Here is a 22,559-nt window from a genome sequence, read left to right as displayed (position 1 = left end):
AGGGACTGATTGTGAACAAGTCTGAATTAATCGAAGCAATTGCTCAAGAAGCCGGTATCTCTAAAGCCGCCGCCCAAAAAGCGCTGGATGCGACTACCAATGCCGTAACCGAAGCTCTGAAAAAAGGCGACACCGTTACTTTGGTTGGTTTCGGTACTTTCTACGTTGGCGAGCGTGCCGAGCGTCAAGGCCGTAACCCGCAAACCGGTGAGTCTCTGACCATTCCGGCAGCGAAAACCCCGAAATTCCGTGCCGGTAAAGCATTGAAAGACGCGCTGTAATCTAAAACTGTACAGCCTGAAAGCCGAACTTGCCCAGTTCGGCTTTTGTCTTATCGGGTATATCGCCGTAATCACTGTGCAGACGGCCGGTATGCTGATTCGTACAGCGTATCGACAACTTTGCATTCCAAACCCATCAGTCCGTATTTCAAAGGTAAACCATGTACACCGAATCCGTAATCAGTTTTCTACAATCGCTTCAAAATCAAATCTGTAACGCTTTGCAGGCCGAAGACGGCCGTTCGGTGTTTGAAGAAGATCGCTGGCAGAGCAAATTGGGCAGCGGGGTTAGCAGGGTGTTGAAAAACGGAGCAGTATTCGAGCAGGCCGGCGTGAATTTTTCCCATGTAAAAGGTGAGGAAATGCCTGCATCGGCTACCGCACACCGCCCGGAACTGGCCGGAGCGCGCTTTGAAGCAATGGGCGTATCGCTGGTTATCCACCCGAGAAACCCTTATGTGCCGACCAGCCATGCCAACGTCCGTTTTTTCATCGCTTATCCCGAAGAGGGCAATCCCGTTTGGTGGTTTGGCGGCGGTTTTGATTTAACGCCGTTTTATCCGTTTGAAGAAGATATTGTCCATTGGCATACCGCTGCACGCGATTTGTGCCTGCCGTTTGGAGAAGAAGTGTATCCGCGTTACAAAAAATGGTGCGATGACTATTTTTACTTGAAACACCGTAATGAAACGCGCGGCGTGGGCGGCTTGTTTTTTGATGATTTAAATGATTGGGATTTTGAGACCTGCCTGAACTTTATTCGGGCAGTGGGCGAAGGCTATACGCAGGCTTACCTGCCCATTGTCGCCAAGCGCAAGCATACGGTTTACGGGGAGCGTGAGCGGGATTTCCAGCTTTACCGCCGTGGCCGCTATGTCGAATTTAATCTGGTTTGGGACAGGGGAACGCTGTTCGGGCTGCAAAGCGGCGGTCGTACCGAAAGTATTTTGATGTCCATGCCGCCGCTGGTGCGTTTTGAATACCGGTATGAGCCGCAGGCAGGCAGCGCGGAAGCAAGGCTGAATGAATTTTTGCAACCGCGAGACTGGTTGGCGGAATTGGCATAAAAACAGTTATTTCACACAGCATGATGCAGCGTTACCCGAAGAGAGGGCTTAATTAAGCTGTTCAAGCAGCAATCCCGCATGCCTGTATGGTATGCGGTTTTGCTTCTTTGTCTTATAGTCATTTAAAATAAGAATGATACATCGTTGCTTTGCCTTGCCGTACTATGTGTACTGTCTGCGGCTTCGCTGCCTTGTCTCATTCTTATTTTATTTGACTATATTTTGAGTGATTCGGGCATAAAAAGGCCGTCTGCAAAATACATATTGTGTTTTTGCAGACGGCCTTTTTATGAAAATACAAACAGGGAAAACGGTTAGGCAACTTGGGTTTGGTGTTCGTCGCCGTTGCGGGTGCGGATTTCGCCCAAGCGGTAAACGGTTTCGCCTTGTCCGGCCAAGAATGCCTGTACCGCTTCGGCATCTTCTTTGGCAATGATGACCACCATGCCGATGCCGCAGTTGAACGTGCGGTACATTTCCTGCTGTTCGACATTGCCCGCTTTTTGCAGCCATTGGAACAGCTTGGGCAGTTTCCACGCTTTGGCATCGATTTGCGCGACTGTGTTTTCAGGCAGTACGCGCGGCACGTTTTCGGTAATGCCGCCGCCGGTAATGTGCGCCATGCCTTTGATGGTGAATTTTTCCAAAGCCGCCAGAATCGGTTTTACATACAGGCGGGTAGGGGCGATAATGGCTTCGCGCAGGGTTTTGCCGTTGTCGAACTCGGCATCCAAATCAGGGTTGTCGCGCTCGATGATTTTGCGCACCAGCGAATAGCCGTTGGAATGCGCGCCGTTGGAGGCCAAGCCCAACACCACGTCGCCGGCCACGATGCTGCGGCCGTTGATGACGCGGTCTTTTTCCACCACGCCGACGGCAAAGCCCGCCAAGTCGTATTCGCCAACCGGATACATGCCGGGCATTTCGGCAGTTTCACCGCCGATGAGGGCGCAGCCGGACTCTTCGCAGCCTTGTGCGATGCCTTTAATCACATCGGTGGCGCGGGCAACGTCCAATTTGCCGCAGGCGAAGTAATCGAGGAAAAACAGCGGCTCCGCGCCCTGAACCAGAATATCGTTCACGCTCATCGCCACCAAGTCGATGCCTACGGTGTCGTGTTTGTCCCAGTCGAAAGCCAGTTTCAGCTTGGTGCCGACACCGTCTGTACCCGATACGAGGACGGGGTTTTGGTATTTTTTGCTGATTTCCACCAGCGCGCCGAAGCCGCCCAAATCGCCCAGCACTTCGGGGCGCATGGTGCGTTTGGCAAAAGGTTTGATGTTTTCGACCAATTGGTCGCCGGCATCGATGTCGACACCTGCGTCGCGGTAGCTTAAAGAAGTGCTCATTCGGGTTATTCCTTGTATCGGGGAAAAGTTTGACAGTAAAAAAGTATTTTACCGTATTTTCATCACGCTGGCGCAGGCAGAACCGAATTTTTTTACAGCAGAATGCGGTTGGGGGAGTGCGGCGGCGGGTGCGGTTGTCAAACGGTACTCAATCGCGTATCGTATGCTGCAATATCGGCACAATAATCAGGAGAAAGATGATGATAACGGTTTGTTTGAACGGAGAGGCGGTTGCGGCAGGCAATATTTTCTGTATTGGGCGCAATTATGTGGCGCATATTGAAGAATTGAAAAATGAAATGCCGTCTGAAATGGTGGTATTCGGCAAACCGACCGGCAGCTTGGCGGGCAACGGCAGTATCATCAAGCTGCCGCCGTTCAGCTCGGACGTGCATTTCGAATGCGAACTTTTGCTGCTGGTAGGCAAAAATACAGACGGCCTGACCGCCGAAGACGATTGGCGCGATTATATTTCGGGCTATGGCGTAGGATTGGATTTGACCGCACGGGATATACAGAGCCGTTTGAAAGACAAGGGTTTGCCGTGGTTTAAAGCCAAAGGTTTCAAACAATCTGCCTGTGTGTCCGATTTTATCCCGTCGGCGGAGTTGCCTAATCCCGACGATTGCGAATTTACGCTGTACATCAACGGCGCATTGCGTCAGCACGGACAGACCGGCCTGATGATTCACCCTTTAGGCAAAATGGTGGCGGAATTGGCGGAAACCTATGGTTTGCAGCGCGGCGATATTATCTTTACCGGCACGCCGCAGGGAGTAGGGAAGTTATCCGCCGGCGACCGCTTGGTGTTGGCGCTGGAAGACAAAATCCGCGCAGAATTTACCGTAGCCTGAAGGCTAATCATCACAATGTCGGTATGACAAGGCCGTCTGCAAAAGTGTCCAAACGGCATTTTGCAGACGGCCTTTTGCCGCCGAAACGGTTTGTTTTGATTGTCGGAATATCGTCGGGTAAGGCAGAATGAGAACGGGCAGTAAAGCCCCCGCGCCGCCGTATCATTGTGATTTCAAATCACTGCAAACCAAAGAGTATGCGGCGGTGCGGCATATCGGGAAAGTTTTTGCTTATCCGCCAAACAGGTTTTTAAACCATAATACGATGCTGTCCCATGTGCGCCAGAACCAGTTGGCTTCCTGTACGCCGTCCAGCGCGACAACTTCTTTTTCCGCAATCACTTTGCCGTCTTGTACCATTTTCAGCGTACCCAGCATCTGCCCTTTTTGAATCGGTGCCAGTACCGGTTGGAAAGTTTCCAAAATCGGTTTCATGTTTTGGATACTGTCGCGCGGCAGTGTCATGTAGGCATCGCTTAAAAAGCCTATGCTGACGGTTTTGCTGCTGCCTTTATACACTTTTACCTGTGAAACGGCGGAGCCGGCGCGGTACAGGCGCGGCGTATCGAATGCCTGCAAGGCCCAGTTGAGCAGTTTGCTGCTTTGGGCGGCGCGTGCTTCGGTCGAGTCTGCTCCGATAACGGCCGATAAGATACGGCGGCCGTTGCGTTTGCTGGAGGCAAGCTGATGATAGCCTGCGGTTTCCGAAAAACCGATCTGCATACCGTCTACGCTGCTGTCGCGGTAAAGCAGCAGGTTGCGGTTCGGCTGCTCGATGTGGTTGTAGGCAAATGATTTGAGCGAATAGACAGGATAATATTGGGGATAATCCCGTATCAGCGCCCCGGCAAGGGTGATTAAATCGGCGGCGGTTGAAAGATGGCCTTCTTCGGGCAGACCGGTCGGGTTTTTGAACACGGTTTTGCCCATGCCCAAACGCTGCGCTTCGGCGTTCATCTGTTTGACAAATTCATCAACCGAACCTTGCCCCAGCGTTTCGGCGAGCGTCATGGCGGCATCGTTGGCAGACTGTACCACCATGCCTTTAATCAAGTCGTCTGCGCTGACCGGCGTATTCGGATTGAGAAACATTCTGGAGCCGGCAACTTTCCAAGCATTTTCGGAAACGTTCAACATTTGCTCTTTTTGCAGACGGCCTTCGTCTAATGCTTTGAATACCAAATAAGCCGTCATGATTTTGGTCAGCGAGGCCGGCTCGATGGGGGTGTCGGCGTTTTGCGACGCCAGCGTCTGTCCGCTTTGCAGGTCGCGCACCAAATATGCCGTGGCCGCAATGTCGGGCGGAGTGGCCGGGCTGTTGATGCCCGGCGGCAGTATCTCCGGCGCGGAAGCCGCATGATCGGCCGGTACGGCAGAAGCAGGCAGATCGGAGGCTGCCTGTTGCGGCGCGGCGGCGAGCGGAGCGGAAAAAATCAGGGCAGACAGGGCGATACTGATGAATGTTTTGTGCATAAGGCAGAAAATCGCTTTGGGTTTGCTGAGCGTATAAAAGGCCGCCATTATACCGTTTCAGCCCCGCCTTGCTAAGATTTTTCTTGCGTTCGGACGGCCTCGAGGGTATGGTTTTACCTTTCTGCCGGATTATTGATGTATCTTAACCGAAACCGGCAGTTTGCCGCTTTGATTGAACGATAAACGATTGATTTGAAAATACCATGAATGTACGCCCGTCTTATTCCGATTACCTAATCCGCATTCTGACCGCTTCTGTGTATGATGTTGCCGTGGAAACGCCGCTGGAGCAGGCGCGCAGTTTGTCAGGCCGTCTGAAAAATAATGTTTTGCTCAAGCGGGAAGACTTGCAGCCCGTGTTTTCTTTCAAAATCCGAGGTGCGTACAATAAAATGGCCAAGCTGCCCAAAGAGGCGCTGGCAAACGGCGTGATTGCCGCCAGCGCGGGCAACCATGCCCAAGGCGTGGCATTGTCGGCGCAGCGTTTGGGCTGCCGCGCCATCATCGTGATGCCGGAAACCACGCCGCAGATTAAAATCGATGCGGTGAAAAACCGTGGCGCAGAAGTGGTTTTGAAAGGCGTGTCGTACAATGATGCTTTCGATCATGCGATGGAGCTGGTTCGGCAACACGGGCTGACCTATATCGCGCCGTTTGACGATCCAGACGTGATTGCCGGACAAGGGACGGTCGGCTTGGAAATTGTGCGCCAATATCCCGAAACCATCGATGCCGTTTTCCTGCCCATCGGCGGGGGCGGTCTGGCGGCGGGCGTGGCGGCGTTTATCAAGCAAGTGCGCCCCGAAATCAAAGTCATCGGCGTACAAACCGATGATTCAAACTGCATGAAGCAATCGGTTGAAGCCGGGAAAGTGGTGCATTTGAAAGATGTCGGGCTGTTTTCGGACGGCACGGCGGTGAAGGTGGTCGGCGAAGAAACATTCCGTTTGTGCCGCGATTTGCTGGACGACATCATCATTGTCGATACAGATGCGATTTGCGGTGCCATCAAAGATATTTTTGACGACACCCGCAGCATTACTGAGCCTGCCGGTGCGCTGGCGCTGGCCGGTCTGAAAACTTATGCCGCACGCAACCGTTTGGAAGGCAAAACGCTGGTGGCGGTTACCAGCGGGGCAAACATGAATTTCCACCGCCTGCGCCACGTTTCCGAACGCAGCGAGTTGGGCGAAGGCAACGAGGGGATTTTTGCCGTAACCATTCCCGAGCAGCCGGGCAGCTTCCGCGAGTTTATCAATATCTTGGGCAACCGAAACATCACCGAATTTAACTACCGCTACGGCGACGACAAAAAAGCACATATTTTTGTCGGTATGCAGACGGCCGGTTCGCACGACTTGGCGGTTATCGGCAAGCAACTGACTGCCGCGGGTCTGCCCAACCAAGACTTAACCCACAACGAAATCGCCAAAATCCATATCCGCTATATGGTGGGAGGCCGTACCGACAAGGTTCGGAACGAGCGTTTGATCAGTTGCGAATTTCCCGAACGTCCGGGCGCATTGGCAAGGTTCTTAAACGCCATGCAGAGCGATTGGAACATGACTTTGTTCCACTACCGCAATCATGGTGCGGACTACGGGCGCATTTTGGTCGGCATTGATGTACCGCCGAGTGATGATGCTGCGTTTGTCGAATTTTTGGACGGTTTGGGTTATCCTTATCAGGAAGAAACCGAAAATACGGCCTACCGCTTGTTTTTGGCTTAGTATCGCATCGGAAAAGCCGTCTGCAAATTACGTTGCAGACGGCTTTTTCGGGTAAAGTTTGCCAAGATTTGCAGACAGCCTTATTTTTCAACTCTGCCCAAATCCCACCGATTTCGCGTCTGCACAGTGCCGGTATGCGGGAAGCCGTCTGCAAATTGGATTGCAAGCGGTTTTTTCAGATAAAGTTCGCCAAGATTTGCAGACGGCCTTATCTTTCAATTCCGCTAAAATCCCGCCGGCTTTCGTGCCTGCTCAGCCGGCCGGTATGCGGAAGCGGGGCGGATTTATGTTAGAATCAGCAGGTACGCATCAAATAAAGAAAGGATACCGCCATGCGAATGCTGCACACCATGCTGCGCGTCGGCAATTTGGAAAAATCACTCGATTTCTATCAAAATGTTTTGGGCATGAAACTCTTGCGCCAGCACGATTATCCGGAAGGTAAGTTCTCGCTGGCATTTGTCGGCTACGGAGAGGAAACCGAGCATACGGTTATCGAGCTGACTTACAACTGGGATACCGATCACTATGACTTGGGTACAGGCTACGGACATATCGCCATCGAAGTTGATGATGCTTACCATGCCTGCGAGTTGGTGAAACAAAAAGGCGGTAAAGTTACCCGTGAAGCCGGCCCGATGATGCACGGTACAACCGTTATTGCGTTTGTCGAAGATCCCGACGGCTACAAAATCGAATTTATCCAGAAAAACAGCGGAAATGATTCGGTAAAATACGATAAATAACCGCTTAGGCAAATAAAAGGCCGTCTGTAAAACCGCACAACAGCAAAGTATTTGCAAGGTGCGGTTTTACAGACGGCCTTTGCGTTACGGGAACGTTATTTTTTCATGTTCAGCTTGGCGGTAGCCGCTTTATCCAGTACGCATTCTTTAAATAAAATACCGTTGGTTTCCACCTGCTTGCCGTTTACGGTGGTAACCGTCAGTTCGGTCAGCATATTGCCGTTGACTTTAGTGATGTTGGCGGCATCGGCAGCATCGGTTGACCAAGAAATACCGTTGCCCCAGAAAGCGTTGAAATCGGAAACATTGCTGACACGGTTCAAGTTCGGGGTCAGCTCGTTTTGATATTTGACTTGTGCCACCACGACATCGTTGCCTTTAATGCCGTACATCACGTTCAATTTTTCATTGCCGCAGCGGTAGGCAACTTCTTTGGTGGAATCGATGGAGGTAACATTCAACGTAGGCGGTACTTCGGCACGATCAACCTGATGGGCAGCTTGGCCGGCGGCTTTTTGAGCAGGCTTGGCGGGGCTTGTACTGCTGCACGCCGACAATGCTGCCGCAGCAACCAAAGCAGGCAGAATCAGTTTTACATTTACGTTCATCGTCTTATCTCCTGTTAAAAATCTTAGCAATCGGACTGCCGAATCAAGAAGAAACAGCAGCGGATTAAATCTAACAGAAAATCATTACAAATCGGGCAAAAACGTTTGAAATCGAGTAAAGAAGCCGCATAAGAAAGATAAAATTTCCGTTTTCAGACGGCATTATCCTATAATGTATGCCGTCCAAACCTACCTTCAGCAAAAGGAAAACGCATGGCAGCAGCGCCCGAAGCCAAATTTACCGAAGAACACGTTTTATGGGTGAAACAGCATACGCCGAAACTGATCACCTTCGCCATCAGCCGCCCCGAATCCTACCGTTTCTCCGCAGGACAGTTTTCCCGTTTGGGTTTTAGGGACGGAGAAGGCTTTATCTGGCGCGCCTATTCCGTTGTTTCCGCCGAATATGCCGACACATTGGAATATTTTGCCGTCTTGATTGAAGACGGGCCGATGTCGGCAAAATTTGCCGAAATGAAGGCGGGGGATACCATTTTGTTGGACAAAACCGCAACCGGTTTTTTGCTGCCTGAGCGTTTCCCCGACGGCAAAGATTTGGTCATGCTCTGCACCGGCTCCGGAATTGCGCCGTTTTTATCCATTTTGGAGCAACCCGAAATCTGGCAGCGGTTTGAACGGCTGGCTTTGGTGCATTCCGTTTCCTATCCGCAAGAGCTGATTTTCAACCAACGGCTGGCCGATTTGAAAGACCATCCGCTGATTGGCGAATATCTCGATAAATTCCGCTTTATTCCCGTTACCACACGGGCGGAAACGGAAGGCGCTTTGAGCATGAAGCGTATTCCGGAGCTGCTGGCAAACGGCAGTTTGGCTGCACATTTAGGCTGTACTTTCAACCAAGCCGATACCCGCTTTATGATTTGCGGCAACCCTGCCATGGTGAAAGACACCTTCCAAACCTTACTGGATTTGGGCTTTACCATGCACCGCAACCGTCTTCCCGGGCAAATCATGATGGAAAACGGATTTTGATAATCGTTTGGCATTTTTCAGACGGCATATTGTTTGCAAAACGTCTGAAAGTTGTTGAGCGGATTGATTTTTTGTAGTTAAGCCGTCTGTAAATGAGAAACATACGCCATGTCAGTCAACCATTACGAAAATTTCCCTGTCGGTTCGCTGGTGCTGCCGCGCCGTTTGCGGAAACCGGTTCATGCCGTTTATGCTTTTGCGCGTACTGCTGATGATATTGCCGATGAAGGCTGCGAAGCTGATGAAGTGCGTTTGCAAAAGTTGGAGGCATTGGAGCGGGAGTTGAACCGTATCGCAAGCGGATTACTGCCTGAAACGCCGCTGATCGGACGCTTGTACGGTGAAGCCGTCAAGCCGTTCAATCTGCCGCTTGAGCCTTTTTATGACCTGCTTTCCGCATTTAAGCAAGATGTTGTCAAGAAACGGTATCAGGATTTTGGTGAACTGATTGATTATTGCCGCCGTTCAGCCAATCCGGTCGGCAGGATTATGCTGCATTTGTACGGCGAAACCGATGAAGTCAGCCTTGCCCGCAGCGACGGCATCTGTACGGCATCGCAACTGATTAATTTTTGGCAGGACGTTGCCTTGGATTGGCGCAAAGGACGTGTTTACATTCCTCAGGAAGATTTGCAGCGTTTTCATGTGACGGAGGCGCAAATCGGCGAAGGCAGGGCAGACTTTGCTTTCCGGCAACTGATGGCGCACGAGTGCGAACGCGCATTCAAAATGCTCAAGGCAGGCTCTCCGCTCGGTAAAACCTTGAAAGGGCGCATCGGTTTCGAGCTGAGAATGATTGTGGTCGGCGGACAGTTGATTTTACAGAAGCTGGACGGTTGCGATTATGATGTTTTTAGCAGACGGCCTGTGTTGGATAAAAAAGACTGGTTGATTATTTTAAAACGGGCATTGCTGAAAAAATAACGGAATTTCCGGCTTTTTTGCAGCCGTTTTGTCGGGAGAATAGGTACGAGCGTTTTCTGCATGAGATACCGCGTACCGCCTGATGAAAAAGCCGTCTGGAAAAAAATAATAATCTGTGCCATGATAAAATCTGTCTGCTCCGTCAGTTTACGGAAGCTTTATGGAAACGGGCATGATTGGCAGGTGGAAAAAAACGCATCTTCCAGCCCGATCAAGCAGGGTTTCAAAGAGACGGAGCAGTTATCCCGAGCACATTGAATCATCGAATGGTTAATAATTAAATGCTACTCTTTATCGACAACTACGACAGTTTTACCTACAACATCGTCCAATACTTCGCCGAGCTGGGTCAGGAAGTTTCGGTACGCCGAAACGATGACATTACCTTGGAAGAAATTGCCGCGCTCAAGCCGCAATATCTGGTTATCGGGCCGGGTCCCTGTTCTCCGAAGGAAGCCGGAATTTCTGTGGCCGCGATGAAGCATTTTGCAGGCAAGTTGCCCATTATGGGGGTGTGCTTGGGGCATCAGACGATTGGTGAGGCATTTGGCGGCGATATTGTACGCGCGCAAACTTTGATGCACGGAAAAGTATCGCCGGTTTCCCATTGTGGCAAAGGAATGTTTAAAGATTTGCCGAATCCGGTGGTTTGTACGCGCTACCACAGCTTGGTGATTGACAGAAAGATCTTGCCGGATTGTTTGGAAATCACGGCTTGGACTGATGATGGGGAAATTATGGGGGTGCGGCATAAAGATTATGCGGTTGAGGGCGTACAATTCCACCCCGAGGCATTATTAACCGAACACGGACACGATATGCTGCGGAACTTTTTGGAAGAGTTTAAAGATTTTCCGGCAAAGGTATAAAATACAGACGGCATGGCGTGAGCCATCACCGCTTTGCCGTGGAAATCCTTACCGGTTTTTAAAGCAAAAAGCATGAAAGGCCGTCTGCAAAAAGCGGAATGCCGTACCGGTCGGGCTGTTCGGCAAGAGCGTGGTCTGACAGAGACAGATTGTTATCCAACGAAATGAGCATGAAATGATTACACCCCAGCAGGCAATCGAACGGCTGATTAGCAATAACGAATTGTTTTACGATGAAATGACCGATCTGATGCGCCAGATTATGAGCGGGCAGGTCGCGCCGGAGCAGATTGCGGCGATTATTACCGGCTTGAGGATTAAGGTGGAAACCGTATCGGAGATTACCGCTGCGGCGGCCGTCATGCGCGAATTTGCAACGCCGGTTCCCGTGGCAGACAAATCCTCATTGGTCGATATTGTCGGTACGGGCGGCGACGGCGCGAAAACATTCAATATTTCCACAACGGCAATGTTTGTTGCGGCGGCGGCCGGGGCAAAAGTAGCCAAGCACGGCGGACGTTCCGTATCTTCTTCAAGCGGTGCGGCAGATGTGATCGAGCAGATGGGTGCGGCAATGAATTTGTCTGCTTCGCAAGTAGGCCGCAGCATTGACGAAGAAGGCATCGGTTTTATGTTTGCACAAAACCACCACAGTGCCATGCGTTATGTTGCGCCGGTGCGCCGCTCACTGGGTTTCCGCAGTATCTTCAACATTTTAGGCCCGCTGACCAACCCCGCCGGCGCGCCAAACCAGCTTTTGGGTGTGTTTCATGTCGATTTGTGCGGCATTTTGTCGCGCGTATTGCAGCAACTGGGCTCAAAGCATGTCTTGGTGGTCAATGGTTCGGACGGCTTAGATGAAATTACGCTGACCGGTGCAACCCATGTTGCGGAATTGAAAAACGGGCAGATTTTGGAATACGACATCACGCCTGAAGACTTCGGGATTGAAGTGCGCCGCAATCTTGATGAAATTAAAGTTTCCGGCAGCTCGGAATCTTTGGCGATGATGCAGTCGGTATTGAATGGAGAGCAGGGCGCGGCGCGGGATATTGTGCTGCTCAATGCGGCGGCCTGCCTGTATGCCGGCAATGTTACCGACTCGCTTGAAGCAGGCGTTGCCGCCGCACGGGAAGCGATTGATTCGGGAAAAGCGAAAGCCAAGCAGGAAGCCTTTGTTGCCTTGTCGCAGCGCTTGGCATCGGAAAACGATTAACCGGTTTGGAAAATTCGGATAAGTTGAAAGGCCGTCTGCAAAATCGTAAATTTGCAGACGGCCTTAAAATATTTTCTTAAGGTATAGTCATTTAAAATAAGAATGATACAGCGTTGCTTTGCCTTGTCTCATTCTTATTTTATTCGACTATTTTTTCTCGAATAATACGGAAAGTTACGCCGGCACCATGGCAATGCAAGCCATTTATAGATAAAAATGCTTGCCGTTTTGCGGATTGTTTGCTTTCAAATCGGCCAGCATACGTTTGAAATTCAATCCGTACAGCATTTCCAGCTTTTCGGCGCGTTTTTTCAAATTGTCGAGGTTTTGTTCTTTTGGGCTGCTTTGGAATGCCATTACGGCAATATTGCCATGGCTTTCTGCCGGCAGCTCCAATACGCGCCCCTCGAAGACATTGAGCAGGCGTTCGACAAAAGTTTGATAGCGTTTGTCGCCACTCCACCAGTTTGTAACAAAAATGCCGTTGTCGGAAAGGGCATTGCGGCAGTTTTGGAAAAATGTTTCGCCCACCAACGCATCGATGATTTGCTCGCCGTCGAAACCGTCAACCAGAATGACATCGGTATTGTGCCGGAAAATTTTGATGTATTCCGCCCCATCTGCCTCTACAATTTCAAAGCGTTCGTCTTCAAAAGGCAGCTCGAACAGACTGCGGGCAACAGCAATCACCTGTGGGTTGATGTCAACGGCGGTTTGCTTGGTATCGGGCAGGTAGGCATCGATCCAGCGGGCAAACGAACCGCCTCCCAAACCGATTTGGGTAATGTGCTGCGGTTGTTGTTCGGTAAACAGCAGCCAACCCATCATGGCGCGACTGTATGACAATACCAGTTCGGCGGGGTGATCGAGATTCATCGAGCTTTGTATGGTAGCACTGCCCAAATGGAGCGAGCGGATATTGCCTTCTTCAGAAATACCGACTTCGGGCAGGTGTGACTTGGATGTACGCAGCCGACGGTAGGGGTGTTGTGCCATGGTAATGAGGGAGAGAATAGAAAAAACGGCATATTCTAGCAGAAAGCCGTCTGAATGTGGTCTTGATGAAAATTTCGGATGTTCAGACGGCCTTTGTGTCTTATGAGGCAAGAACCCGTGCGAAGAGAATATCGTTTTCCAAACGGATGTGATCGGTCAAATCATTAACCATTTCTTCCGCCAAGCGGTAGAGGCGGGTCCAGCTTCCGCAGGCATGGGCAGGAAGGGTAAAATTGTCGGTCAGCTCGCGCAAACGGGCAATGGCTTGGTCGTGTTCTTCATGTTCGTGCATCATCACGCTGATGGGCATGGCGGCACCGCGTCCGATACCTTGTTTGATCATGGGAAACAGCATACGCTCTTCCTTCATCATATGCGACAGCAGCTCGTTTTGTATTCCTGCCAGCAAATCGGCCACTTCGGCAGGAAAGGTATCGGCATGTACGGTGGCAACTTTTCGGGCAAGTGGAACCAACTCTTCCAGCTGGGCGTGGTGGACATCGTGATAGCGTTGCAGGATATGGTCGATGGTGGTGTTGAAAGGAGCGGTTTCCCAAACGGTCAAGTCGGTCATGATGGCTATCCTTATGTATCAATTTTGGTTTGTGATGAAAGAATGTTTTTCAAAAAAGATACATTTTTAATGAATGTATTGAAAAGCGAAGCATACACTCATCTTCCGACTTTGTACAGATTAATTTTTTGGTAAGTAGCTGATAATAAAGATAACTGTTTTCAGCAGTTTTTTGTGTTGTTTTTTTGTAAAAATGTTTACATAAATTAACCTCGCTAAAAAGCAACCGGACGGCGGTAGAAAGCGCCGGGGCCGTGAGCAGGGGGAAATAAGGTGCAGTAGGGAAATTTGCCTTATTTGATAGGGAGGTAAGGGATAGAGAAGCAAATACATCTGAAAGGCAGATGCAAAGCACTTCAGGCTGTAAGGCTTGAATAATCAGGAACAGCGCGTGTCAAGAGCAAACAGGGTAATTTTTATTGTTTGAGGCCGTCTGCAAAAATGCCTGAAAATATCGGATTGTCAAGTACTGGAAAAGCATATCGAAATCCTTTATATTGTGCTGTCTAATCTTACCGAATACTGTATCTTGTGTTTTTGAAATTGGGAAGCCACTAAATGAATGCTGCAAACGATTTGAAAGTAACCAAGCGTGACGGGCGTTTGGAACCGATTAACCTGGATAAAATCCACCGCGTCGTTACTTGGGCAGCTGAAGGGTTGGACAATGTATCCGTTTCCCAAGTCGAGCTGAAATCACACATTCAGTTTTACAACGGTATCCGTACCGACGACATTCACGAAACCATCATTAAAGCGGCGGCCGACCTGATTTCTCCGGAGACGCCGGATTACCAATATTTGGCAGCGCGTTTGGCGATTTTCCATTTGCGTAAAATCGCTTACGGTGAATTTACCCCTCCCCATCTTTTCGATCATGTCCAAAAACTGACGGCAGCGGGCAAATACGACAAGCACCTGATTGAAGACTACACCCGCGAAGAGTTTGACGAACTCAATGCCTACATCGACCACAGCCGCGACATGACCTTCTCTTATGCCGCCGTGAAGCAGCTGGAAGGCAAATATCTGGTGCAAAACCGCGTTACCCGCCAAATCTACGAGACTCCCCAGTTTCTGTATATTTTGGTGGCGATGTGTCTGTTTGGCAAATATCCGAAAGCTACCCGTCTGGATTATGTGAAACGTTTCTATGACGCGGTATCCACTTTCAAAGTATCGCTGCCTACGCCGATTATGAGCGGTGTGCGTACGCCGACACGCCAGTTTTCAAGCTGCGTGTTGATTGAGTGCGACGACAGCCTGGATTCCATCAATGCCACCACCAGCGCGATTGTGAAATACGTTTCCCAACGCGCCGGCATCGGTATCAACGCCGGCCGCATCCGCGGTTTGGGCAGCGAAATCCGCGGGGGCGAAGCGCAGCATACCGGCTGCATCCCGTTTTTCAAAATGTTCCAAGCCGCAGTCAAATCCTGCTCGCAAGGCGGCGTGCGCGGCGGTGCGGCAACTTTGTTTTACCCGATGTGGCACATCGAGGCCGAAAGTCTGCTGGTGTTGAAAAACAACCGCGGCGTGGAAGAAAACCGCGTGCGCCAGTTGGATTACGGCGTGCAAATCAACCGCCTGCTCTACACCCGTCTGATTAAAGGCGGCAACATTACCCTGTTTTCGCCGAACGAAGTGCCCGGTTTGTATGAAGCGTTTTTTGCCGACCAAGACGAGTTCGAGCGTTTATACACGCAATACGAGCAAGACGAATCCATCCGCAAGCGCACGATTCCGGCAACCGAGCTGTTTTCCTCACTGATGCAGGAGCGCGCCGGTACGGGCCGCATCTACATCCAAAACGTCGATCATTGCAACACGCACAGCCCGTTTGACCCGCGCGTCGCGCCGGTGCGCCAATCCAATCTGTGTTTGGAAATCGCCCTGCCGACCAAGCCGCTGGACAACATCAACGACGAAAACGGCGAAATCGCCTTGTGCACCTTGTCGGCGTTCAATTTGGGCGCATTGGAGAGTTTGGACGAATTGGAAGAATTGGCGGATTTGACCGTCCGCGCCTTGGACGCACTGCTGGATTACCAAGACTATCCCGTGCCTGCCGCCCGTATTGCCACCATGAACCGCCGCACCCTCGGCATCGGTGTCATCAACTATGCCTACTATCTGGCGAAAAACGGCGTGAAATACAGCGACGAATCCGCCATCGGCCTGACACACCGCACCTTCGAAGCCATGCAGTATTACCTCCTGAAAGCTTCCGTGAATCTGGCCAAAGAATACGGAGCCTGCCCGCTGTTTGGCGAAACCGTGTATTCGCAAGGCAAGCTGCCGATCGATACCTATAAAAAAGACCTCGATGCCGTCTGCCAAGAGCCGCTGCATTACGACTGGGAAGCACTGCGCGCCGACATCGTCAAATACGGCCTACGTAATTCCACCCTGACCGCTTTGATGCCGTCTGAAACCAGCTCGCAAATCGCCAACGCCACCAACGGCATCGAGCCGCCGCGCGGCCTGGTGTCGGTAAAAGCCTCGAAAGACGGCATCTTGAAACAAGTCGTACCCGAGTTCGAGACCTTGAAAGACCAATACGAACTGCTGTGGCAAATGCCGGGCAACGACGGCTATCTGAAACTCGTCGGCATCATGCAGAAATTTGTCGATCAGGCCATTTCCGCCAATACCAGCTACGACCCGGGCAAGTTCGAAGGCAACAAAGTTTCCATGAAACAAATGCTCAAAGACCTGCTCACCGCCTACAAATACGGCGTGAAAACCCTGTATTACCACAACACCCGAGACGGTGCCGACGATACCCAAACCGACTTGCAGGACGACGGCTGCGCGGGCGGGGCGTGTAAAATCTAAGTAAAGTAGGTTGGGTTAGCCTGCCTCAAGCGGGCGTAACCCAACATCTCGGTGTTTAACGGATACCGGATGTTTTGCAGACGGCTTTTAGGAATGAAGGCCGTCTGCAAAACCGACTTTCAAGATTGTAAAACGCTAGGAAATCAAACAAGCCCGAATAGGATGTGCTTTGGTGCATTTGTTTTAATCGTATAGTTAAGAGGTGTCCGATTCGATTGGTTTTCAACCGTTTCATTGAAAAGTGATTAGGTCGTCTGAAATATGCAGACGGCCTCCAACCTAAATCAGTAAAGAGTAAAGCCATGCCCAGCAACCTGTCCATGCAATACAGCACCTTCAGCAAACAGAAAAACAACGCGCTTTTGGAGCCGATGTTTTTCGGCCAGCCGGTGAATGTGGCGCGTTACGACCAGCAAAAATACGAAATTTTTGAAAAACTGATTGAGAAACAGTTATCGTTTTTCTGGCGGCCGGAAGAGATTGACGTGTCGCGCGACCGTATCGATTATTCCAACCTGCCCGAGCATGAAAAACATATTTTCATCAGTAACTTGAAATACCAAACCCTGCTCGATTCGATTCAGGGGCGCAGCCCGAACGTGGCCTTGCTGCCGCTGGTGTCGATTCCTGAATTGGAAACGTGGATTGAGACTTGGTCGTTTTCCGAAACCATCCACTCGCGCAGCTATACCCACATCATCCGCAATATCGTCAATGACCCGAGCATTGTGTTTGAAGACATCGTCGACAACGAATACATCATCGCCCGCGCCGAAGATATTGCCTGCTACTACGATGATTTGATTGAATATACGCAGTATTACAACCTGTTGGGCGAAGGTTCGCACACGGTTGGCGGCAAAACCGTTACCGTCAGCCTGCGCGAATTGAAGAAAAAGCTGTATCTGTGCCTGATGTGCGTGAACGTCTTGGAAGCCATCCGTTTTTATGTGTCGTTTGCCTGCTCGTTTGCCTTTGCCGAGCGCGAACTGATGGAAGGCAATGCCAAAATCATCAAATTGATTGCGCGCGACGAAGCCCTGCATCTGACCAGCACCCAGCACATGCTCAACCTGATGCGTGCGGGTGCGGACGATCCGGAAATGGCGGAAATTGCAGCCGAGCTGGAAAACGAATGTTTCGAATTGTTTAAAAAAGCGGCGCAGCAGGAAAAAGAATGGGCGGCTTATCTGTTTAAAGACGGCTCGATGATTGGTTTGAACAAGGAAATTTTGGGCCAATACGTCGAATACATCACCAACTTGCGTATGCAGGCGGTCGGCTTGCAGCCGGCTTTTGAAAAAGCGGCACAAAACCCGATTCCGTGGATTAATGCCTGGCTGTCATCCGACAACGTACAGGTTGCGCCGCAGGAAGTGGAAATTTCGTCTTATCTGATCGGGCAGATTGATTCGGAAGTCAATGCCGAGGATTTGGGCGATTTCGAGCTGTAAGGATATTTATTGAGCGGGAACGAGGCCGTCTGAAAACCGACATGATTTTTTCAGACGGCCTTTTGCCTTTTGACAGAGCAGACGGTTTCGGCTTGGCAGATTGCCGGAGACGATGTACGCCGAGCCGCAACAGCAAGGCAAGCGCAAACCGGTGAAGCGGATAAGTAAAGCCGGTTTCTATGCAGCGCGGCGGTTTGCTGCGGGTCGGCGTTTTGCAGAGTTTGAAACAATGATTGGCATATTTTGTTGGGTTGCCCATGCCTCATATCACTACACATCATAAAATTTTTCAGTTGCAAACGGGCGAAACCTTGCTGGAAGGTTTGGAGCGCACGGGGCATGAGGTGGAATACCAATGCCGCAGCGGTTATTGCGGCTCTTGCCGGGTGAAAATCCTGCAAGGCCGCGTGGATTATGATGAATTGCCGCTGGCATTTGTTGCGCCGGGAGAAGTTTTGCCCTGCTGCTGCAAGGTAGTGGAAGATATTACACTCGATTGCAGGGTTCATAAGGGTGAAGCGGATTTGTTTGATGTGGATTTGTTCCAATCTTAGCTGCAAATCCGAGTGAAGGAATGATGATGAATATTTCGCAAATTTTTATTTCGGACAATGATTCCAAAGAATTATCGCCTTATTTGGAAATGGCAGTCGAGTCGGTAAAGAAGCATACACCGCACAGTCGGCATACGGTGTATTTTCATGAGGAGCTGCGGGAGTGGATTGAGGAAAGCTATGGGGGGGGTATTCTTGATGCCTTTAATAAATTAGTCCCTTACGCTTTTAAGGCGGACTTGGCACGCTATCTGTTGCTGTATCGGCTTGGAGGCTGGTATTTCGATATTTCCGTGCGCGCGCTGAATGGCGTGAATGTTGGCGAGCAAATTGATTTCATTACTTTTTTCGATATGCCGTTTTATTCCAAAGTATCGTATGCCTGCAATAATGCCGTGATGTATGCCAAGGCAGGTTCGCCTATCTTGGAAGATACCATACATGATGTGTTGGCCAATATCGCAGCGGAAAATTACGGTAAAAACTCGCTTGCGCCGACAGGCCCCTTGTGTTTGGGCAAAAATGTGGCGAAACACTCGGATAGATTGAACGTCCACACAGGCGTTTTTATGGAATTGACTCCCGGCTATCCGAATAAAAACAGAGGCTTTGTATTGGACAACGGTACGCTGCTGGCGCTGCACAAGCCCGGTAATGTTGGCGGAGATTTGGTAAAACTCGGTGTGAAAGGAACGAATAATTATGCCGAGCTTTATGCCGCCCGCGCTATTTATGATCCGAATATCCGTTTTTCGGCGGAACAAGCTGTTTTTGCCCCCAATACGCCCGAACAGCCGTCTGCAAAATAAAGGAAAAACATGAAAACCTTATCTGACAGCCTTGGCTTGACGCATAATGGAAAAAACTTCCTGCAAGCCGACTGGCCGGCTCCGGCAAATGTCAAAACATTAATCAGTACGCGCAACGGCGGTGCCAGTAAACCTCCTTACCACAGCCTGAATGTCGGGGCGCACGTTGGCGACCATTCCGATGACGTGAAACGAAACCGGCAAATTATTCAGGAAGAAGCAGGCGTTCCCGTTGCCTATTTGAATCAAATCCACAGCAGCACGGTGGTTCGGGCAGAAGATGCGCTGGAGACACTTCGCGATGCCGATGCAAGCGTGGACCGCAGCGGAAAAGCCGCGTGTGCCGCGATGACGGCAGACTGCCTGCCGGTACTGTTTTGCGATAAGGCCGGTACGGTGGTTGCGGCTGCTCATGCAGGCTGGCGCGGCTTGGCAGGCGGAGTATTACAGAATACCGTAAAAGCCATGGGCGTTGCCCCCTTGGAAATCATGGCCTATTTCGGGCCGGCAATCGGCCCCGATGCGTTTGAAGTCGGGCAAGATGTGGTTGATGTGTTCTGCAAGCAATATCCGGAAGCGGAGCGGGCGTTTGAGCACATCGGCAGTGGAAAATATCTGGCGGATATTTATGCGCTGGCGCGGCTGGTCTTGCAGCATGAAGGGGTCAACATGATTTACGGAGGAGAACATTGTACGGTATTGGAACGCGATACCTTTTTTTCCTACCGCCGGGACAAGCAAACCGGGCGCATGGTCAGCCTGATTTGGTTGGACAAAACACAAGAGGCCGTCTGATAAACGCAGCAAACGCTGTGCCCGACATCGAAAAACGGGATAAGATATGCCGGTAACAGCAGTAGTTTGCTGTGGCGGGGTAGCTCGGAAGCAGCAGACAAACCAAACATCACGCTGCGATTGCTGTTCCGCCTGATTGTTTGAAGTTTGTCCGCATAACGTCGGCCATCAAACTGCAACAGATGGCGGTACTTTTACAACACAAGTATTTTGAAGACGGCCTGAAACAGCGGTTTTCCGCCTCTCCGCCAAATTCGCTATAATCCTTTTGAAAACACGATATAACGAGAACCTTTCCATGAACAAAATTTTACTGACTGCCGCTGTGCTGCTGCTTTCTGCCTGCGGTTTCCACCTCAAAGGAACGCAAGGCATTTCCAAACCGCTGCCGTATCAGTCTTGGCAGGTGAGCGGCGGGAATATGCAGACGGCATTGGAGAATGCTTTGCAGCGTGCAGATGGCAAGGTAGTGCAGGGCGGCGGCGCACAAGCGCAATTAGTGGTTACCGGCGTGGAAGAACGCCGTGATGTCTATACGGTTACCCGGGCAGCGGTAATCAACGAATATCTGCTGACTTTGCGCGTACAGGCTCAGGCCGTGCGTTTGGGCGAGGCCATCGGAGAACCGATTGATGTCGTGATCGAGCGCACGATGGATTATGCCGACAGCGAAGTGTTGGGCAAAGCCGAAGAAGGTCAGACAGTATGGTCGGAAATGCGCGCGGATGCGGCAGAACAAATCGTCCGCCGCCTGACGTTTATCCAAGGCAAATAAATGGCGGCGGCAAATATCGAGCAGCTTACGCCGGATATGTCTCTTGCTCCGCTTTATGTCGTACACGGCGAGGAAGACTTACTGCGGATTGAGGCATTGGATACGCTGCGTGCGGCGGCTAAGCAGCAAGGCTATCTCAATCGGGAAGTCTATACCGCAGAAAGCAGTTTCGATTGGAATGAACTGTTGCAATCGGCAGGCAGCGTGGGTTTGTTTGCCGATTTGAAACTGCTGGAAATCCATATTCCTAACGGCAAGCCGGGCAAAAACGGCGGCGACGCATTACAGGCGTTTGCCGCCAATCTGCCCGAAGATACGGTTACGGTCATCATGCTGCCCAAGTTGGAAAAGGCGCAAACGCAGGCAAAATGGTTTTCCGCGCTGGCGGCAAAAGCCGTTATGCTGGAAGCCAAAGCGATTGGAGCTGCCGCGCTGCCGCAATGGATAAGAGGCCGTCTGCAAAAATCAGGCTTGGAAATCGAAAACGATGCGCTGGCTCTGTTTGCCGAGCGCGTGGAGGGCAATCTGCTTGCCGCGCGGCAGGAAGTCGACAAATTGGCACTGCTGCACCCGAAAGGGCATATATTGGACATGGCGGATGCGGAAGCGGCCGTTGCCAATGTCGCCCGTTTTGATGTGTTCCAACTTGCCGGCGCGTGGATGAAGGGAGATCCCCTGCGTGTTTCACGTTTGTTGGACGGTTTGGAAGAAGAGGGGGAAGAGCCGGTATTGCTGCTGTGGGCTGTTGCCGAAGATATTCGCACTTTAATCCGTCTTGCCGCGGCATTGAAACAGGGTCAGAGTGTGCAGGCGATACGCAACAGCCTGCGTTTGTGGGGCGACAAACAAACGCTTGCACCGGCTGCGGTCAGGCGGATTGGTGTTCCGCGCCTGCTTGAAGCCTTGCAAACTTGCGCGAAAATCGACCGGATAATCAAAGGTGCGGAAGATGGAAACGCTTGGGCGGAGTTCAAGCAGTTGGTAACAGGATTGGCCGTATAGGAGAACTTCCTGCTTTGAGGTATACGGATAGGGCGTAATACTGTTTCCACCGATACGCCAAATACTGTAAAATGCCGTAAATCTTTCATGAAGCCGTCTGCAATTTGCGGGTATGCGGATAGAACGCCGCGGATATTGCCTCTGCACATTGATATTCTTGATGCAGAATGCAGACGGCCTTTAATCTGTTTTAAGGAAATACAACTACATGGATAATAAAACAAAAATCCGTTTGGGCGGTTTGCTTTTGCTGGCTACTGCCGTTTTGAGCCTGCTTTTGGTGCTGATTGTTGATTCTTGGCCGGTGGCCATTATTTTGGCAATCGTGATTATGGCTGCGGCGGCAGGCGGCTTTTATTGGACTTCGCAACGCCAGCAGCGTAAGTTTATCGAACGCCTGAAAAAATTTGACATCGATCCGGAAAAAGGCCGTATCAATGAAGCCAACCTCCGCCGTATGTATCACAGCGGTGGTCAGGCGCAGAAAGATGCCATTACGCTGATTTGCCTGTCGCAAAAATGCTCGGTTGATGAAGCGCACGCCATGTTTAAAAAACGCCCGACCCGTCAGGAAATCAATCAAATGGCGGCTGCACAGGCGAGAGGACAAAAGCGTCCGCACCGCTGAATATCCGTTTAAGCCGTCTGCAAA

General features: G+C 50.9%; 22 protein-coding genes. 17 read left to right on the top strand and 5 right to left on the bottom strand.

The features are described 5' to 3' along the window. Positions 1-11 precede the first annotated feature (11 nt). Positions 12-281 (top strand): HU family DNA-binding protein, encoded by a 270-nt coding sequence (locus EL111_RS06675; protein ID WP_123795428.1) that lies wholly within the window; start codon positions 12-14, stop codon positions 279-281. 161 nt (positions 282-442) lie between these two features. After that, positions 443-1,348, top strand: a complete 906-nt coding sequence (hemF, locus tag EL111_RS06670; RefSeq protein ID WP_123795427.1) for an oxygen-dependent coproporphyrinogen oxidase — start codon at positions 443-445, stop codon at positions 1,346-1,348. 314 nt (positions 1,349-1,662) lie between these two features. Here hemF and purM read toward each other — a convergent pair whose 3' ends face one another. Further along, positions 1,663-2,697, bottom strand: coding sequence for a phosphoribosylformylglycinamidine cyclo-ligase (purM, locus tag EL111_RS06665; protein ID WP_123795426.1), 1,035 nt, complete (start codon positions 2,695-2,697; stop codon positions 1,663-1,665). A gap of 200 nt (positions 2,698-2,897) precedes the next feature. Here purM and EL111_RS06660 point away from each other — a divergent pair, with 200 nt between their 5' ends. After that, positions 2,898-3,551, top strand: a complete 654-nt coding sequence (locus EL111_RS06660) for a fumarylacetoacetate hydrolase family protein (protein WP_123795455.1) — start codon at positions 2,898-2,900, stop codon at positions 3,549-3,551. Between the two features lie 231 nt (positions 3,552-3,782). Here the strand turns inward: EL111_RS06660 and EL111_RS06655 are convergent, their stop codons facing one another. Next, positions 3,783-5,024, bottom strand: a complete 1,242-nt coding sequence (locus EL111_RS06655) for a D-alanyl-D-alanine carboxypeptidase family protein (RefSeq protein WP_123795425.1) — start codon at positions 5,022-5,024, stop codon at positions 3,783-3,785. A gap of 203 nt (positions 5,025-5,227) precedes the next feature. On the opposite strand from EL111_RS06655, the gene ilvA reads away from it, so the two are divergent. Both ilvA and gloA read left to right on the top strand, forming a co-directional pair. Then, positions 5,228-6,754: a threonine ammonia-lyase, biosynthetic gene (gene ilvA / locus EL111_RS06650; protein ID WP_123795424.1), complete on the top strand. Its 1,527-nt coding sequence runs from the start codon at positions 5,228-5,230 to the stop codon at positions 6,752-6,754. 332 nt (positions 6,755-7,086) lie between these two features. Continuing rightward, positions 7,087-7,500 carry a lactoylglutathione lyase gene (gene gloA / locus EL111_RS06645; protein WP_123795423.1) on the top strand — a complete coding sequence of 138 codons (414 nt, stop codon included), beginning with the start codon at positions 7,087-7,089 and terminating at the stop codon, positions 7,498-7,500. Positions 7,501-7,595: 95 nt separating this feature from the next. Here gloA and EL111_RS06640 read toward each other — a convergent pair whose 3' ends face one another. After that, positions 7,596-8,108: an ACP-like domain-containing protein gene (locus tag EL111_RS06640; protein WP_123795422.1), complete on the bottom strand. Its 513-nt coding sequence runs from the start codon at positions 8,106-8,108 to the stop codon at positions 7,596-7,598. A gap of 213 nt (positions 8,109-8,321) precedes the next feature. Here EL111_RS06640 and EL111_RS06635 point away from each other — a divergent pair, with 213 nt between their 5' ends. The 4 genes from EL111_RS06635 (at position 8,322) to trpD (ending at position 12,110) form a co-directional block, all read left to right on the top strand. Continuing rightward, positions 8,322-9,101 (top strand): ferredoxin--NADP reductase, encoded by a 780-nt coding sequence (locus EL111_RS06635; RefSeq protein ID WP_123795421.1) that lies wholly within the window; start codon positions 8,322-8,324, stop codon positions 9,099-9,101. A gap of 108 nt (positions 9,102-9,209) precedes the next feature. After that, on the top strand, positions 9,210-10,025 hold the full coding sequence (gene hpnC, locus EL111_RS06630) for a squalene synthase HpnC (protein ID WP_123795420.1): 816 nt from the start codon (positions 9,210-9,212) through the stop codon (positions 10,023-10,025). Between the two features lie 281 nt (positions 10,026-10,306). Then, a complete protein-coding gene (locus EL111_RS06625; RefSeq protein ID WP_123795419.1) occupies positions 10,307-10,894 on the top strand; it encodes an aminodeoxychorismate/anthranilate synthase component II in 588 nt (195 codons plus the stop codon). A gap of 175 nt (positions 10,895-11,069) precedes the next feature. Then, positions 11,070-12,110 (top strand): anthranilate phosphoribosyltransferase, encoded by a 1,041-nt coding sequence (gene trpD, locus EL111_RS06620; protein WP_123795418.1) that lies wholly within the window; start codon positions 11,070-11,072, stop codon positions 12,108-12,110. A 204-nt stretch (positions 12,111-12,314) separates the two neighbouring features. Here trpD and EL111_RS06615 read toward each other — a convergent pair whose 3' ends face one another. Beyond that, on the bottom strand, positions 12,315-13,106 hold the full coding sequence (locus EL111_RS06615) for a polyamine aminopropyltransferase (RefSeq protein WP_123795417.1): 792 nt from the start codon (positions 13,104-13,106) through the stop codon (positions 12,315-12,317). Positions 13,107-13,206: 100 nt separating this feature from the next. Beyond that, complete coding sequence (gene dnrN / locus EL111_RS06610; protein WP_123795416.1) at positions 13,207-13,680, bottom strand: iron-sulfur cluster repair protein DnrN; 474 nt, start codon at positions 13,678-13,680, stop codon at positions 13,207-13,209. 558 nt (positions 13,681-14,238) lie between these two features. Here dnrN and nrdA point away from each other — a divergent pair. The 8 genes from nrdA to EL111_RS06570 all read left to right on the top strand — a co-directional run bounded on the left by nrdA (position 14,239) and on the right by EL111_RS06570 (position 22,535). After that, positions 14,239-16,518 (top strand): class 1a ribonucleoside-diphosphate reductase subunit alpha, encoded by a 2,280-nt coding sequence (gene nrdA, locus EL111_RS06605; protein WP_123795415.1) that lies wholly within the window; start codon positions 14,239-14,241, stop codon positions 16,516-16,518. A gap of 320 nt (positions 16,519-16,838) precedes the next feature. Beyond that, the gene (gene nrdB / locus EL111_RS06600) at positions 16,839-17,972 is read left to right on the top strand and encodes a class Ia ribonucleoside-diphosphate reductase subunit beta (protein ID WP_123795454.1); all 1,134 of its coding nucleotides are present in this window, start codon (positions 16,839-16,841) and stop codon (positions 17,970-17,972) included. Positions 17,973-18,229: 257 nt separating this feature from the next. Continuing rightward, positions 18,230-18,526 carry a class I ribonucleotide reductase maintenance protein YfaE gene (gene yfaE, locus EL111_RS06595; RefSeq protein WP_123795414.1) on the top strand — a complete coding sequence of 99 codons (297 nt, stop codon included), beginning with the start codon at positions 18,230-18,232 and terminating at the stop codon, positions 18,524-18,526. A gap of 26 nt (positions 18,527-18,552) precedes the next feature. Then, positions 18,553-19,335, top strand: coding sequence for a glycosyltransferase (locus EL111_RS06590; RefSeq protein WP_162842969.1), 783 nt, complete (start codon positions 18,553-18,555; stop codon positions 19,333-19,335). A gap of 9 nt (positions 19,336-19,344) precedes the next feature. Beyond that, entirely contained in the window at positions 19,345-20,130 is a 786-nt protein-coding gene (pgeF, locus tag EL111_RS06585) for a peptidoglycan editing factor PgeF (protein WP_123795412.1), read from the top strand. Positions 20,131-20,428: 298 nt separating this feature from the next. Then, positions 20,429-20,905, top strand: a complete 477-nt coding sequence (locus EL111_RS06580) for an LPS-assembly lipoprotein LptE (RefSeq protein ID WP_123795411.1) — start codon at positions 20,429-20,431, stop codon at positions 20,903-20,905. Next, on the top strand, positions 20,906-21,907 hold the full coding sequence (gene holA, locus EL111_RS06575; protein ID WP_123795410.1) for a DNA polymerase III subunit delta: 1,002 nt from the start codon (positions 20,906-20,908) through the stop codon (positions 21,905-21,907). A gap of 208 nt (positions 21,908-22,115) precedes the next feature. Beyond that, positions 22,116-22,535 (top strand): hypothetical protein, encoded by a 420-nt coding sequence (locus EL111_RS06570; RefSeq protein ID WP_123795409.1) that lies wholly within the window; start codon positions 22,116-22,118, stop codon positions 22,533-22,535. The last annotated feature ends 24 nt before the right edge of the window (positions 22,536-22,559 follow it).

The organism is Neisseria animalis, assembly GCF_900636515.1.
Taxonomy (GTDB): Bacteria; Pseudomonadota; Gammaproteobacteria; order Burkholderiales; family Neisseriaceae; genus Neisseria; species Neisseria animalis.
This window is presented reverse-complemented; position numbering and strand designations above follow the sequence as displayed.

Coding starts and splice junctions, on each gene's coding strand:
- EL111_RS06635 (WP_123795421.1), top strand. CDS start 8,322: ATGGCAGCAGCGCCCGAAGCCAAATTTACCGAAGAACACGTTTTATGG.
- hpnC (WP_123795420.1), top strand. CDS start 9,210: ATGTCAGTCAACCATTACGAAAATTTCCCTGTCGGTTCGCTGGTGCTG.
- pgeF (WP_123795412.1), top strand. CDS start 19,345: ATGAAAACCTTATCTGACAGCCTTGGCTTGACGCATAATGGAAAAAAC.
- hemF (WP_123795427.1), top strand. CDS start 443: ATGTACACCGAATCCGTAATCAGTTTTCTACAATCGCTTCAAAATCAA.
- nrdA (WP_123795415.1), top strand. CDS start 14,239: ATGAATGCTGCAAACGATTTGAAAGTAACCAAGCGTGACGGGCGTTTG.
- EL111_RS06625 (WP_123795419.1), top strand. CDS start 10,307: ATGCTACTCTTTATCGACAACTACGACAGTTTTACCTACAACATCGTC.
- EL111_RS06615 (WP_123795417.1), bottom strand. CDS start 13,106: ATGGCACAACACCCCTACCGTCGGCTGCGTACATCCAAGTCACACCTG.
- nrdB (WP_123795454.1), top strand. CDS start 16,839: ATGCAATACAGCACCTTCAGCAAACAGAAAAACAACGCGCTTTTGGAG.
- EL111_RS06570 (WP_123795409.1), top strand. CDS start 22,116: ATGGATAATAAAACAAAAATCCGTTTGGGCGGTTTGCTTTTGCTGGCT.
- dnrN (WP_123795416.1), bottom strand. CDS start 13,680: ATGACCGACTTGACCGTTTGGGAAACCGCTCCTTTCAACACCACCATC.
- EL111_RS06660 (WP_123795455.1), top strand. CDS start 2,898: ATGATAACGGTTTGTTTGAACGGAGAGGCGGTTGCGGCAGGCAATATT.
- trpD (WP_123795418.1), top strand. CDS start 11,070: ATGATTACACCCCAGCAGGCAATCGAACGGCTGATTAGCAATAACGAA.
- gloA (WP_123795423.1), top strand. CDS start 7,087: ATGCGAATGCTGCACACCATGCTGCGCGTCGGCAATTTGGAAAAATCA.
- ilvA (WP_123795424.1), top strand. CDS start 5,228: ATGAATGTACGCCCGTCTTATTCCGATTACCTAATCCGCATTCTGACC.
- purM (WP_123795426.1), bottom strand. CDS start 2,697: ATGAGCACTTCTTTAAGCTACCGCGACGCAGGTGTCGACATCGATGCC.
- EL111_RS06640 (WP_123795422.1), bottom strand. CDS start 8,108: ATGAACGTAAATGTAAAACTGATTCTGCCTGCTTTGGTTGCTGCGGCA.
- holA (WP_123795410.1), top strand. CDS start 20,906: ATGGCGGCGGCAAATATCGAGCAGCTTACGCCGGATATGTCTCTTGCT.
- EL111_RS06580 (WP_123795411.1), top strand. CDS start 20,429: ATGAACAAAATTTTACTGACTGCCGCTGTGCTGCTGCTTTCTGCCTGC.
- EL111_RS06590 (WP_162842969.1), top strand. CDS start 18,553: ATGAATATTTCGCAAATTTTTATTTCGGACAATGATTCCAAAGAATTA.
- yfaE (WP_123795414.1), top strand. CDS start 18,230: ATGCCTCATATCACTACACATCATAAAATTTTTCAGTTGCAAACGGGC.
- EL111_RS06655 (WP_123795425.1), bottom strand. CDS start 5,024: ATGCACAAAACATTCATCAGTATCGCCCTGTCTGCCCTGATTTTTTCC.